The organism is Halovivax sp. (assembly GCA_007119345.1).
Classification (GTDB): Archaea; Halobacteriota; Halobacteria; order Halobacteriales; family Natrialbaceae; genus Halovivax.
On the sequence record SKPV01000003.1, the window covers coordinates 1 to 12,998 of the forward strand.

The 12,998-nt window shown below is 69.5% G+C and carries 15 protein-coding genes and 1 pseudogene; 8 read left to right on the forward strand and 8 right to left on the reverse strand.

Annotated features, from left to right (window positions below):
• Both QZT59_RS00315 and QZT59_RS00320 read left to right on the forward strand, forming a co-directional pair.
• Positions 1–558 (forward strand): annotated as a pseudogene (locus tag QZT59_RS00315) (hypothetical protein); the annotation flags it as partial.
• Between the two features lie 93 nt (positions 559–651).
• Entirely contained in the window at positions 652–1,068 is a 417-nt protein-coding gene (locus tag QZT59_RS00320; RefSeq protein WP_290809898.1) for a thiol-disulfide oxidoreductase DCC family protein, read from the forward strand.
• Positions 1,069–1,175: 107 nt separating this feature from the next.
• Here the strand turns inward: QZT59_RS00320 and QZT59_RS00325 are convergent, their stop codons facing one another.
• From QZT59_RS00325 to QZT59_RS00340, 4 genes are all read right to left on the reverse strand, one after another.
• Positions 1,176–1,625, reverse strand: coding sequence for a CoxG family protein (locus QZT59_RS00325; RefSeq protein ID WP_290809900.1), 450 nt, complete (start codon positions 1,623–1,625; stop codon positions 1,176–1,178).
• 131 nt (positions 1,626–1,756) lie between these two features.
• A complete protein-coding gene (locus QZT59_RS00330) occupies positions 1,757–2,557 on the reverse strand; it encodes an aldo/keto reductase (RefSeq protein WP_290809902.1) in 801 nt (266 codons plus the stop codon).
• Positions 2,558–2,720: 163 nt separating this feature from the next.
• Positions 2,721–3,134 (reverse strand): nuclear transport factor 2 family protein, encoded by a 414-nt coding sequence (locus tag QZT59_RS00335; protein WP_290809904.1) that lies wholly within the window; start codon positions 3,132–3,134, stop codon positions 2,721–2,723.
• A 106-nt stretch (positions 3,135–3,240) separates the two neighbouring features.
• Positions 3,241–3,639: a carboxymuconolactone decarboxylase family protein gene (locus QZT59_RS00340; protein ID WP_290809906.1), complete on the reverse strand. Its 399-nt coding sequence runs from the start codon at positions 3,637–3,639 to the stop codon at positions 3,241–3,243.
• A 376-nt stretch (positions 3,640–4,015) separates the two neighbouring features.
• Here QZT59_RS00340 and QZT59_RS00345 point away from each other — a divergent pair, with 376 nt between their 5' ends.
• The 4 genes from QZT59_RS00345 (at position 4,016) to ligA (ending at position 7,911) form a co-directional block, all read left to right on the forward strand.
• Complete coding sequence (locus QZT59_RS00345; RefSeq protein WP_290809908.1) at positions 4,016–4,459, forward strand: VOC family protein; 444 nt, start codon at positions 4,016–4,018, stop codon at positions 4,457–4,459.
• Between the two features lie 207 nt (positions 4,460–4,666).
• Positions 4,667–5,164 carry an ArsR family transcriptional regulator gene (locus tag QZT59_RS00350; RefSeq protein WP_290809910.1) on the forward strand — a complete coding sequence of 166 codons (498 nt, stop codon included), beginning with the start codon at positions 4,667–4,669 and terminating at the stop codon, positions 5,162–5,164.
• A gap of 2 nt (positions 5,165–5,166) precedes the next feature.
• Entirely contained in the window at positions 5,167–5,613 is a 447-nt protein-coding gene (locus tag QZT59_RS00355) for a hypothetical protein (RefSeq protein ID WP_290809912.1), read from the forward strand.
• A 168-nt stretch (positions 5,614–5,781) separates the two neighbouring features.
• A complete protein-coding gene (gene ligA / locus QZT59_RS00360) occupies positions 5,782–7,911 on the forward strand; it encodes an NAD-dependent DNA ligase LigA (RefSeq protein WP_290809914.1) in 2,130 nt (709 codons plus the stop codon).
• 28 nt (positions 7,912–7,939) lie between these two features.
• Here ligA and QZT59_RS00365 read toward each other — a convergent pair whose 3' ends face one another.
• The 4 genes from QZT59_RS00365 to QZT59_RS00380 form a co-directional block, all read right to left on the reverse strand.
• Entirely contained in the window at positions 7,940–8,890 is a 951-nt protein-coding gene (locus QZT59_RS00365; RefSeq protein ID WP_290809916.1) for an ArsA family ATPase, read from the reverse strand.
• 47 nt (positions 8,891–8,937) lie between these two features.
• Positions 8,938–9,804, reverse strand: coding sequence for an ABC transporter permease subunit (locus QZT59_RS00370; RefSeq protein WP_290809918.1), 867 nt, complete (start codon positions 9,802–9,804; stop codon positions 8,938–8,940).
• Positions 9,801–10,736, reverse strand: a complete 936-nt coding sequence (locus QZT59_RS00375; RefSeq protein ID WP_290809920.1) for an ATP-binding cassette domain-containing protein — start codon at positions 10,734–10,736, stop codon at positions 9,801–9,803. The genes QZT59_RS00370 and QZT59_RS00375 overlap by 4 nt, the downstream gene beginning before the upstream one ends.
• A 114-nt stretch (positions 10,737–10,850) precedes the next feature.
• Positions 10,851–11,120 carry a hypothetical protein gene (locus QZT59_RS00380; RefSeq protein WP_290809922.1) on the reverse strand — a complete coding sequence of 90 codons (270 nt, stop codon included), beginning with the start codon at positions 11,118–11,120 and terminating at the stop codon, positions 10,851–10,853.
• A 143-nt stretch (positions 11,121–11,263) separates the two neighbouring features.
• Here QZT59_RS00380 and QZT59_RS00385 point away from each other — a divergent pair, with 143 nt between their 5' ends.
• Both QZT59_RS00385 and QZT59_RS00390 read left to right on the forward strand, forming a co-directional pair.
• Positions 11,264–12,058 carry a hypothetical protein gene (locus tag QZT59_RS00385; RefSeq protein ID WP_290809924.1) on the forward strand — a complete coding sequence of 265 codons (795 nt, stop codon included), beginning with the start codon at positions 11,264–11,266 and terminating at the stop codon, positions 12,056–12,058.
• A gap of 51 nt (positions 12,059–12,109) precedes the next feature.
• The coding region (locus QZT59_RS00390; protein ID WP_290809926.1) for a UvrB/UvrC motif-containing protein at positions 12,110–12,998 on the forward strand (889 nt) is incomplete at its 3' end.

Sequence of the window (12,998 nt, forward strand, 5' to 3'; positions counted from 1 at the left end):
ACCGTCGTGCGGCTCCGCGCGCCGCTCCGGCCCCTCCGCGCGCCGGCCGCCCGCGACTTTCGGCGCCGGTGCTGGTCGGTCGTCCTGGGCGCCGTCCTGATCTTCGTCGTGCTGTGGACCGTCGGGATGTTCGGCTGGGCGGACACCTTCGAGCCCGTCGACACCCTGAACCCCGAGGACAACACCTACGGCGTCTACGCGCCGGATCCGAGCGAGAGCTACGGTTGGTACGTGGTCGCGGCCGACCTCGGAGACGGCCGGGAGGCCGACGTGCTGCGGGAGGACACCCTTCGGGAGGGGCCGCCGCCCGACGCGTCGGAAACGATCCCGACGTTCCGCTGGCGCAGGCACATGACCACCACGCTCCACGACGACGAGTTCGCCGACGAGCACCGCGCGGCGTTCGCCGGGCACATGTGCGAGCTGGCCGACGAGCGGTTCGACGGCTCCCCGGAGTCGGTGACCGTGACCTACACGCGCCAGGAGCTCGTCCCCGGCGTCGAGGGCGACCGGAACACGATCGAGGTGACGACGCACACGTGCGACGGCGTCGGCTAGCGGCCGTCACGCGGAGGGGCCGTCCCGGCGACGGCGCCGCCGGCCCCTCGTCGATCGGAACGCTGAACTGCCGAGCACCCCAATCGTCGACCGATGGACGCGGCAATTCCCGAGGACGACCCGATCCTCCTCTTCGACGGCGTCTGCAACCTCTGCAGCGGGTTCGTGCAGTTCATCGCGCCGCGGGACGACGAGGGCCGCTTTCACTTCGCGTCGCTGCAGTCCGAGACGGGCCGGGCGCTGCTGGCCGCCCACGACCTCCCCACCGACGAGCTCGAGTCGGTCGTGCTGGTCGAGGGCGACCGGGCGTGGGTCAAGTCGGCGGCGGTCATCGAGGTCGGGAGACGGCTCGGCTGGCCCTACCGGGCGCTCTCCCCGTTTCGATTCCTGCCGCGGATCGTCCGCGATACGGCCTACGACCTGGTGGCGAACAACCGCTACCGCCTGTTCGGCAAGAAAGACCGCTGTGAGATTCCGGAGGGCGACGTCGGCGCGCGGTTTCTGGAGTGATCGGACCCCGGTAAAACGGTGTTCGTGGTGGGCGACGCCCGCCCAGGCTGCGTGCGCTCCGTCGGCATCGGCGGCCCGGACGAACTAGTGGGCCTGGACGTGCCGAATCACGCCGCGATCGTCGTTTCGGCTTCGACGAGTTCCTTGGACGTTTTGAGGCTGTTCTCGAACTGGCGCTTGTTGAACCGCTTGGCCACCGGCTCGATCACGCGCTCCAACAGGGAGTCCCCGAACTCGTAGTCGACCCGCTGGACGACCATCGTCCCGTCGTCGGTCGACGAGTGGTGGTAGTGCACTTCACCGGTCATGCCGGGGCTCTCGAACGTCGTGGTCACGTGCTCGTTCGGTTCGACGATCGTCATCTCCATCTCGCCGTCCATGGACTTGCCGAGCAGCTTGTACGTGGCCTCCATGCGGAGCCCGTCGTCGGTTTCCTCGACGATCTCGATGTCGGTCAGGGCGGGCATGGTTCGTCGCCAGTTCTCCGGGTCCGTTCCGAACTCGAAGACGTGGTCGATCGGCGCTGCGATCTCTACTGTGTGCTCGAAGGTGGGCATCTATCTCAACTCTGTGGTCGAACCGAATCCGCGCAGTCTCTTCGCGAGAATAGGTGCGCTAGCGGCGGTTGACTACACTACTAGAGGCGCTCTGAGGGTATAAAGAAGCGCTGAGCCGTGCTATCTCGCGTTCACTCGTTCCAGACGGCCCGGTCGGGATCGATCAGCCGCTCCTCGTGCTCGAGCCCGTCGATCCGCGAGACCTCCTCGTCGGAGAGTTCGATCTCGCTCGCTGCCAGGTTCTCCTCGACGTGGTCCCCGCTGCCCTTCGGGATCGCCACGACGCCGTCGCGCTGGTGGTGCCAGGCCAGCGCCACCTGTTCGGGGCTGACGCCGCGGTCGTCGGCGATCTCGGCGAGGACGTCGATCTCGTCGGCGCGACCCCGGACGATCGGGCAGTAGGCGACCGTGGCGATCCCGTGCTCGCGGCCGTACTCGAGGAGTTCGTCCTGCTGAAGCCACGGGTGGCACTCGATCTGGTGAGCGAGCACCGGCGCGTCGAGGATCTCGCGGGCCTCCTCGAGGTGCTCCACGTCGAAATTCGAGAGGCCGAGCTGGCGGGTCCAGCCCCGGTCGCGGACCTCGTCCATCGCGGGGAGCGTCTTCGCGGGTTCGTAGGCGCCGGTCGGCCAGTGAACGTACAGCAGGTCGACGGCGTCGACGCCGAGGCGCTCCAGGCTCTCTTCGGTCGTCTCGAGGACGTCGTCGTGGGCGAGGTCGTCGGGGTGGACCTTCGTCGCGAGGAAGACGTCCTCGCGGTCGACGTCGGCCCGTTCGAGCGCTTGGCCGACCTCGGCCTCGTTGTCGTACATCTGGGCGGTGTCGACGTGCCGGTAGCCCGCCTCGAGCGCGCGGACGACGTTCTCGGTGCAATCGTCGCCCTCGTGGCCGGACGTGCCGAAGCCGGGCTGGGGAATCGAGTCCGCTGGCATGGCGAACCCTTGGGGCGGGACCACCACGACGGTCGGGGAACCGGCAATCGACGGGGGTCGGCAGACGTGATTTCGACGGGGGTCGGCGGACGTGATTTCGACGGGGGTCGGTGGACGTGATTTCGACGGGGGTCGGCGGACGTGATTTCGACGCAGCCGTCGGCTATCCACCTTCCCGGCCCGCGTAGATCTCCTCCCAGGTGACGTCGTCGGCTCGCTGCACGGGGTCCAGGTAGATCCGCCCCCACTCGATCCGGTCGTCGGGGATGCCCTTGATGACCACGCCGCGGACGTCCAGCCGGGCGCCGTCGGCTTGGGTCCCCCGCATCCGCAGCTCGATCCACGCCTCGTCGCCGTCGATCGCCGTCCGCCGGAACTCCACGTCCAGGTCCGGGGTGGTCTCGAACATGTTGACCCAGTTCTCCCGGACCTGTTCGCGTCCCGTAAACGACCGTTCGGGGTGTGCCGGCGTCTCGCTCCGGTAATCCTCGTGGAAACACGCGAGCAGCTCGTCGAGGTCGTGGTCGTTCATCGCTCGCCGAAAGCGGTCGACGACGTCTTTGGTATTTGATGACACACCGTCTCCATCCACCGCTACGACTGATAATCCGGGGGGTCGTCGGAGGTGGTACCTCTATCGGTCGACCGGGAAAAACTCGAACTCGTCCGCGCCGTGGCTACGGCTACTGGTCCTCGAGGTAGCTCCCGATCTGCCCGAACTCCTCGGTGAACGTGTCGTAGTCGTAGTTTTGAGCGTGGATCATCGCGCTCCAGCGGGCGGTGAGTCCCGCGAGCATGGTGACTTCGGCCAGCTCCTCGTCCGTCGCCCCGTGCAGCTGAGCGGCGCCCTGGTGGAAGGCCTGACAGTACGGACACTTGAGATTTGCCGCCACCGCCAGCCCCATCAGTTCGCGATACTTCGGCGGGATCGCGGTCTCGCCGAGCACGTGCTGTTTGAAGACGGGCCACTCGTGGACGAGATCGTCCTCGGGGAGAGCCGTCATGAACCCCGGGACGATTCCCAGCGATTCTTCGATATCTGCGACCGTGTCGTCGTAATTCGTTGTGTGTGTTGTTGCCATCGCTCTCTCCTCCGTTCCGCCCTCCAAGAACGGGACCCGCACCGTCCGGAGCTACTTCGCCGTCCCTTCCCTCGAGGTGAACGAGTTAAGGCTCCCGACGGGGGTAACCCTTTACTCGATAATTACGTAGATTCCTCGGCGCTGTCCGATCCGTCTGAACCGGCGCCGTCGGTGGTTCCGCCCGCGTCTCCGGGGTCGCCGCCGTCGTCACCGCCGGTGTCGCCAGTTTTCCGGCGCTATCGGTGGCGCCTGAGCCACCGGAACCGACCGAATCGACTCGAAACGCGGTACGCGTCCGCCCCCGAGCGGTCCCCGCGGATCGTCGCTCGGCCCTCGAGGAAAACGCTCAGGTGCGCGCTCGACCGACGATGCACCCGTGACCGACGACCACGCCACTTTCGACCACGCGGATCCCGACCACGCCGGCCAGCTCCACCACGTCGAACTGTACGCCTCCGATTTCGACGCCTCGGTCGACTTCTGGGACTGGCTGCTCGGCGAACTCGGGTACGAGCCGAAGAACGACTGGGACGGCGGCCGATCGTGGATCAACGGCCCGACGTACGTGGTGCTCGTCGAGGCGGAGTCGGCCCACTGCGAGCACCCGTTCGACCGACGGGCGCCGGGGCTGAACCACCTCGCGTTCCACGCGCCCTCCCGGAAGCAGGTGGACGCGATCACCGAGGGCGTCCGCGAGCGCGACGATGCCGAAGTGCTCTACGAGGACCGTCATCCCTACGCCGGCGGCTACTACGCGCTGTACTGCGAGGATCCCGAGGGGATCAAGGTCGAGGTCGTCGGGCCCGAAGCGACGGAGTGAGCCGGCGCGCGACGGTCCAGCACCGGTCGCCGGGTCGATCCCGGACCGCTCTGATCGGTTCTCGTCCCGATCGATCGGTCGCTCGCCGTCGCCGGTATCGGGCGAATTCGATCCGCCGGGCCGCAGCGGACGGAACCGGGACTCGCACTCAAGAAAATAATTCGACCTAGGAAAAGGTATTTTTCTTTTCGGCGCGAAGGGAGCACCGTGACTGACATCAACGAGCGCGTGGTCGAGGAGTGGACGTCGTCCACGACGGCCAGAGCGCGGGTGAAGGAGGTGCTGCGGGAGACCACGGAGCACGAGACGGCCGCGGGGATCGCCGAGCGGGCGCGCGCGAGCGAACCCACGACCCGGAAGTACCTCGAGGAGTTCGTCGAGGAAGGGTTCGCGGTCAGCGAGCGGAAGGGCCGGACGACGCGATACAAGCGCGACGAGGGCCGACTGGTCGACAGGCGCATCGAGGAGCTCCGGTCGACTCACTCCCGGAGGGACCTCCTCGAGGGCATCCGGGAGATGACCGAGTCGATCGACGAGTTCCGCGACCGCTACGGTGTCGAGAGTCCAGAAGACCTCGCGCTCGAACTCGAACCGGGCGACGAGGGGTGGGCCGATGTCGGCAGGTGGCGCTCGACGCGCCGGAACCTCGCGATCGCTAAGGCCGCGTTGCGGGTCGACGAGGCCCACCGGCTCGCCGAAGCCTGACCGTGACGGACGACTGGGAACGGGTCGACGTCGGCGCGCCGGATCCCGACCTGCTGGCGACCGCCCGTACCGTCGCCGAGGAGTACGAACCCCTCGTCACCGAGGCGGCGTTCGACGATCCGTTCGACCCGGACGCCGTTTCCTTCCGTCTCGCGGCGGGAATCCGCGCCAACGCCGGTCGGTTCGACGTCACCTGGACGGACCGCGGTTACTACCGGTACCACTACACCGAAGGGGACGACTTCAACTACCGGTACGACCGTCATCCGCGCCTCGACCTCCCCGACAATCACTTCCACGAACCACCGCGCGCCGCTCACGACGACGCCGTCCCGTCCTGTATCGAGGTGGGCACGGTTCGCCTCGTGACGCTCGCGGTTCTCCAGCTCTGGCGGGACGCGGTCGAGGCCGGGGACGTCTCGTTGATCCAGCAGCCGGACCCGCCGTAACGTCGCGGCGGTCGAAGCGATCGAGCTCCCGGTTCGGCCGCCACGGACGCTGGCCAACCCGACTGGACGCCACCCGGCTCGACACGACTCGTCCGAGTTCGGTCCGATCGCCGCGCTCGCTCGCCGCGACCCAGAGTTTTTACCGGGGTACGGTCCCAAGCCCCGCCAATGCCCGTCGCCGACGAGGACGAGGAGAACCCCTACCTCCGCGATCCGCCGACCGACTTTCGGCCGGTCGAAGCGCTCTCGGAGGCCGAGGCCGAGCGCCAGGTCGAGGTGCTGCGCGAGGCCGTCCGCGAGCACGACCGCCGGTACTACGTCGAGAACGACCCGATCATCGCCGACCGGGCCTACGACGCGCTGTTCGCCCGCCTTCGGGAGCTCGAGGCGGCGTTCGGCCTCGAGCACCCCGACAGCCCCACCCGCCGGGTGGGCGGCGAGCCCCTCGACGCGTTCGAGACCGTCGAGCACGTCGCGCCGATGCTCTCGATCGATCAGAGCGGCGAGGAGGCGGACGTCCGCGAGTTCGACGACCGGGTGCGCCGCGAGCTGGCGGCGAGCGGCCTCGTCGAGGCGGACCTCGAGGCCGGCGGCGACGGAGCCGCGGGGGTCGAGTACGTCTGCGAGCCGAAGTTCGACGGCGTCTCGATGGAGTTCGTCTACGAGGACGGCCGGCTCGAGCGGGCGGTCACCCGCGGCGACGGCCGGGAGGGCGACGACGTCACCGCAAACGCTCGAACCATCGCCTCGGTCCCCCAGCGGCTCCACGGCGACCACCCCGACTTCCTCGCGGTCAGGGGAGAGGTCTACATGCCCAAGGACGCCTTTCAGGCGCACAACCGCGAGCGCATCGAGCGCGGCGAGGAGCCCTTCGCCAACCCCCGGAACGCGACCGCGGGGACGATCCGCCAGCTCGACCCATCCGTCGTCGCCGAGCGTCCGCTGCAGGTGTTCTTCTTCGAGGTGCTCGACTCCAGCGACGGCCTCGAGAGCCACTTGGAGGCCCTCGAGACCTTCCCCGGGTGGGGCTTGCGGATCACCGAGGAGCTGGAGCGCGCGGACTCGATCGACGACGCGATTCGCTACCGCGACGACCTGCTGGACCGGCGGGACGCCCTCCCCTACGAGATCGACGGCGTCGTCATCAAGGTCGACGACTTCGCGGCCCGCGAGGAGCTGGGCGCGACCGCCCGCCACGACCGCTGGGCGTTCGCCTACAAGTTCCCCGCCCGCGCCGAGGTGACGACGATCCAGGACGTCGCCGTCCAGGTCGGCCGTACGGGGCGGGTGACGCCCGTCGCGCTGCTCGACCCCGTCGACGTCGGCGGCGTCACCGTCTCGCGGGCGAGCCTCCACAACCCCGCCGAGATCGCCGAGAAGGACGTGAACGTCGGCGACACGGTCCGCGTCCAGCGCGCGGGCGACGTCATCCCGTACGTCGAGGAGGTCGTCGAGAAGGGCGGCGAGGGCCACTGGGAGCTCCCCGAGACCTGTCCCGTCTGCGACAGCGCGATCGAGCGGGAGGGTCCGATGGCGTTCTGCACGGGCGGGCTCGCCTGCGACGCCCAGCGCCGGCGCTCGATCGAGTACTACGCCAGCGACGACGGTCTCGACGTCGAGGGGCTGGGCGAGAAGTCGGTCCGCCAGCTGGTCGACGCGGGACTCGTCGAGACCGTCGCGGACCTCTACGAACTCGATCACGAAGCGCTGACGGGTCTCGAGGGCTGGGGTGAGACCAGCGCCGAGAACGTCCTCGAAGAACTGGAGGCGAGCCGCGAGCCGCCCCTCTCCGACTTCCTCTCCGCGCTCGGGGTTCCGAACGTCGGTCCCACGACGGCCCGCGAACTCGCCCGCGAGTTCGGCTCGTTCGCGGAACTCCGCGAGGTCGCGGTCGACTCTCCCGGCGAACTCGAGCGCGTCGACGAGGTGGGTGAGACCGTCGCGCGAGCGGTTCACGAGTTCTTCGCGAGCGAGGCCAACGCGGCGGTCGTCGACCACCTCGTAGAGCACGTCGACCCGCGGGCGGCGGACGTCGAAGTCGGCGGCGACGAACTGGAGGGGCTCACGTTCGTCTTCACGGGCGCGCTCGACGAGTGGACTCGGAGCGAGGCCCAGGAGCTCGTCGAGGCCCACGGCGCCAACGCGACGGGGAGCGTCTCCGGCAACACGGACTACCTCGTGGCGGGGGAGAACGCGGGGGCGACGAAGACCGGGGAGGCCGAGGATCGTGGCGTCCCGGTGCTCGAGGAGGACGAGTTCCGGACGTTCCTCGCGGAGCGGGGTGTCTCGGCGTCGTAGGCGGCGCGCTTCGGCTGCGTCGGGGCCCCTATTCGAGGGGAAGCCGGTCGGCGATCCCGGTGAGCCGTTCGACGCCGTGCACGTCCGCTTCGGCCTCCGGCAGCGTGAGGGCCTCGAGCTCGGGGAACGTCCGCCGGATCTCGGCGACGCGCGCCTCGTTGCGGCGGGCCCGCCTCCGACAGCGCGCACAGTCGTCGTCGTGGGCCTCGAGCACGCGGTTGACGACGATCCGCCGGACCGGGATCTCCTCCGCCCGGAGTCGGGCGACTAGTCGCTCGGTCTCGGCGATCGCCATCGATTCGGGGATCGTCACGACGCGAAACGCCGTCCGCTCCGAATCCGTGAGCACCTCGCGGGCGCCTTCGAGGCGGTCGCGGAGCGCTTCGAGGTCGTCGGTTCCGTCGGCGCGACCGGCGGCGGCCAGCGGACCGAACATCATGCCCCTCGCGGCGGTGCCGATGCGCCGGGCCTGGTCGCGAAGCGACCCGGTCGTCCGAAGGGCCAGCCCCATCACCTCGGGGAGCGCGAACAGCCGAAGCGTGTGGCCGGTCGGGGCCGTGTCGAAGACGACCGCGTCCCACCGCTCGTCCGCCGCGTACTCGGCGAAGAGGTCTAGCGCGGCCAGCTCGTCGCTTCCCGCGGGCGCCCCGGCGGCGAAGATCCGTTCGACCTCGGCGTCCGACAGGGAGATGCCGGCCGATCGCAGGTCGGCGGCGAGGGCCGTCGCGATCCGCTCGTACCGCCCGGCGCGTGCCTCCGGATCGATCTCGACCGCCCAGAGGCCCGCGCGGAGCCGGCGAGGTTCCGGTCCGAGTTCGGCCCCGTAGGCGTCGGACAGCGAGTGGGCCGGATCCGTCGAGACGACGAGCGTCCGGCGACCGCGGTCCGCACTGGCGAGGCCGGTCGCCGCCGCGCAGGTCGTCTTGCCGACGCCGCCTTTGCCGCCGTAGAGTATGCACGCGGGATGAGTCGTGACCATTCTATCCCCCTACGCGGGCTGGGCTGAAAACGAGCGCGCCGGCGCCGCTAGAGGTCGGTCCGCTCGAACCGCCGGTACCCGATCGCCAGCGGCACGGCGATCCAGAGCGCGAGGATGACGAACGCGAACCAGTGTTGCAGGTAGAACGGCTGGGACGCGGCCTCGCCGGCCAGGTCGGTCTGGAACGTCTCGCCGTAGGCGACGGCGGACGCGTTCGGGATCTCGTCGTACCGGATCGATAACAGCGCCATGAGCGAATCCCAGAAGACCACGAAGAGGTCGAACCGGAAGACGAGTCGCTCGGCGTCGCCGCTGAAGAGTCCGAGCTGGCCGTTTATCCAACCGAAGATGCTGTCCCAGAAGTACAGCAAAATGAAGAACCCGAAGCCGGCGACGTTCGCCCGCGTCTCCGTGCTGACCAGCGACGACATCCCGATCCCGACGGCGACGAAGACGGTCCCGAACAGGAGCGTCACGAGGACGAACGCCACGTACTCGTAGACGGGAAGCGTGCCGAAGTGGACCAGGACGATGAGGGCTGCCGGAACGAAACCGGACAGGATCGCCGCCGTGAGCAGCCCGGACCGGCCGATGAACTTGCCGACGATGACCTCGCCTCTCGTGTGCGGGAGCGAGAGCAACACCTTGATGCTCCCGAGTTCGCGCTCGCGAACGATCGATTTGATGCTCACGACGAGTCCGGTCAGCGGAATGAGGATCGTGATCGCGAGAACGGCCGAGACCCCGAGGACGCCGATGAGGAAGAGTTCGTCCTCCCCCGGACTCGTCGCACCCCGGGAGGCGATCAGCGAGAAGCCGGCGATCGAGAGGACGAACAGCGCCACCAGCCCCCACAGCAGCTTCGAGCGGATCCCGTCCTGGAAGTCCTTCTTCGCGACGGCCCGGTAGCTCATACCGTCACCTCCGCCCGCTCGGTCGTGTAGGCGTGGAAGACGTCCTCGAGCGAGGCCTCCCGGGTCGAGAAGTCCTCGACCTCGATGCCGGCGTTTTCGATCGCCGCGAGCACGTCCGTCTTCGAGCCGCCCTCGCTCTGGACGATCAGCACGGGCCCCTCGCCCTCTCGACGACGTTCGACCGAGGTGACGCCGGCGACACCCTCCACGGCCGCGACGGCGCCGTCGGTGACGCGGTCGACCTCGACGCGCAGCGAGGAGCCTCCCGAGACGGACTCGCGAAGCCCCTCGACCGTGTCCTCCGCGACCAGTCGCCCCTCCCGGACGATGCCGACGCGGTCACAGACCGCCTCGACCTGCCCCAGGATGTGACTGGAGAAGAAGACGGTCGCGCCGCGGGCGTTCTCTTCGCGGACGAGTTCGCGCATCTCGCGGGCGCCGTTGGGGTCGAGCCCCGTGGTCGGTTCGTCGAGGATCAGCAGGTCGGGCTCGTCGACCAGCGCCATCGCGAGCAGCAGGCGCTGGGCCATCCCCTTCGAGTAGCCGCCGGCCTTCCGGTCGGCGTCCTCGGGGTCCAGCCCGACGCGCGCCAGGAGCTCGTCGGGATCGTCGTCGGCCTCCTTCGACTCGACGGCGAACTCGAGGTGCTGGCGGCCGGTCAGGCGGTCGTAGGTGTTGTATCCCTCGGGGAGCACGCCGATGCGCTGGCGGATCTCTTTGCTCCGCTCCTGGGCGTCCATCCCGAGGACGGTCACGTGTCCGGCGGACGGCCTGACGAAGTCGAGGACCATGTTGATCGTCGTCGACTTCCCGGCCCCGTTGGGTCCGAGGAAGCCGTAGATTTCGCCGTCCTCGACGGTCAACGAGAGTCCGTCTACGGCGACGACGTCGCCGAAGTACTTCGAGACGTCGTCGATCGCGATCGCTGCCATACTGCGGCTGACTCGCGACGTGAACTAAAGTATTGTCACTCCCGCTCGAGATCCGCGAGTCGGTGCGCGACGGTCCGAGACGGTCGCGGGGCCGGACTCGGGGGCCCGATCCCGTCAGATCGCCTCGTCCGGTTCGTAACGCTCGGCGGTGCGGTCGGCTTCGGCCGCGTACCGTTCGCGGGTTTCGGGATCGTCGACGGGCTGGAGGTCGCCGGTGTCGATCGGCACGGCCGCCGTCGGCGCCGACCCGGCCCGCAGGGCGTTGGCGTTGCGCTCGCGACGCTGGTAGCGACTCCCGTCGGGCGTCGCGTAGACGAGCGTCACCAGGTTGCGATCGTCGACGGTCCGTTCGACGAGCCAGCAGCGGACGGTCGAATCGCTCACGATCCGTCGTTGGGCGCCCAGCCCCGAAAGTGTCTCCCTCGGCCGAGCGACGACCCGGATCGGGCGATCGACCGACGTAGCCCCTCCCTAGCGCGGACGTACGGTCGGGATAGTATTGGGTGGCGGTGGAGAACGCCCGGGAGATGACCTGGCACGACCGCGTCGACGAGCTCCTGTTCGCCGGCGAGTCGGTCCAGGAGCGCGTCGCGGTCGGGGGCCACGAGCTGGTGGTCACCAGCCACCGGGTGCTCTCGTTCGCCCCCGACGACGCGAGCGGTCCGCGGTATCGCCACGTGGACCGGCCGAACGTCGCCGACGTGCGGATCGAGACGCACGACCCGCTTCGCACGCTCGGCTGGGCGATACTACTCGGCGCGCTCAGCGCCGCGCTGGTGTACGTCGCCGCGACCGCCGATTTCGCGGGGGCGGTCCCGGCGCTCAACGGCGGCGGGCCGGGGATGGGCGCGGTCGACGGAACGATCGAAGCGATCGAGTCGATGCTCGCGACCTTCGAACTGGTCCTGCTCGGCCTCGCCGCGCTCGCCGCCCTGGCAGCGTTGGCCGCGTTCGCCTGGTACCTCCGCGATCGCGAGCGGCGTCTCGTCGTCGCCGTCGTGGGCGAGGAGGACCTCGCGACCCCGCTCCCGCCGGACCCCGAGGAGGCCGTGCGGGTGCTGGAGTCGGCGATCGAGGGGAACCCGGGCGAGGATCCGCGGCCGATCTCCCCGGCAGCCGGTCCGGCGTCCGGCTCGGTCGAGGTCGCGGGAGGTCGCGGCGCCGGGTCGAGCGACGGCGAACCGAGCAGGATCGGTTCGGACGGCGGCACCACCGACGAGACGGCCGCCCGCGCGGACGAGACGGCCGCCCGCGCCGACGCCGAGGTTCTCGATCCCGACGCCGGCGAGTCGGATGCCGGCGACCGATCGGCCGACGACTGAGCCGAGGGTCGCGCGTCAGGCTCAAACCCTCCGACTCCCTAGGCGGGTTCGATGGAACCCGAAGCGGTTCGCGAGGCCGCGTCCGACCTGCCGCGCGAGCCGGGCGTCTACCAGTTCCTCGCGGAGGGGACGACGCTGTACGTCGGGAAGGCGGTCGACGTCCGCTCGCGGGTGCGGTCGTACGCCGACCCGCGGAGCGCGCGCATCCGGCGGATGGTCCGGCGGGCCGACGCGGTCGACGTGGCGGTCACGGACACCGAAACTCAGGCGCTGTTGCTCGAGGCGAACCTCATCAAGCGCCACCAGCCGCGCTACAACGTCCGGCTGAAAGACGACAAGTCCTACCCGATGGTCCAGCTCACCGACCACGAGGCCCCGCGGATCGAGGTCACCCGCGATCCGAACGAGGCGGCGACGGTCTACGGCCCGTTCACGAACAAGGGGCGGGTCGACACCGTCGTGAAGGCGCTGCGCGAGATCTACGGCGTCAGGGGCTGCTCGGACCACAAGTACGCCGGTCGGGATCGGCCCTGCCTCGACTACGAGATGGGGCTGTGCACCGCCCCCTGTACCGGCGAGATCGCGACCGAGGCGTACGCGGCCGACGTCGGGCGGGTGCGTCGATTCTTCGAGGGCGAGACGGGCGTCCTGACGGATCCGCTCGAATCCGAGATGGCGGCGGCGGCCGACGACCGGAACTTCGAGCGGGCGGCGAACCTGCGGGACCGGCTGGAAGCGGTCGAGCGCTTCCACGGCGAGGGCGGCGAGGCGGTCCAGTCGCCCGACGACGAGCGCACCGTCGACGTCCTCGGCGTCGCGATCGAGGGCGAGGAGGCGACCGTCGCTCGCCTGCGCGCAGAACGCGGCCGGCTGGTCGGGCGCGATCGGTACACGCTCGCCGCGCCCTACGGCGCCGACGAGGGCGTTCCCACCGTTCTCG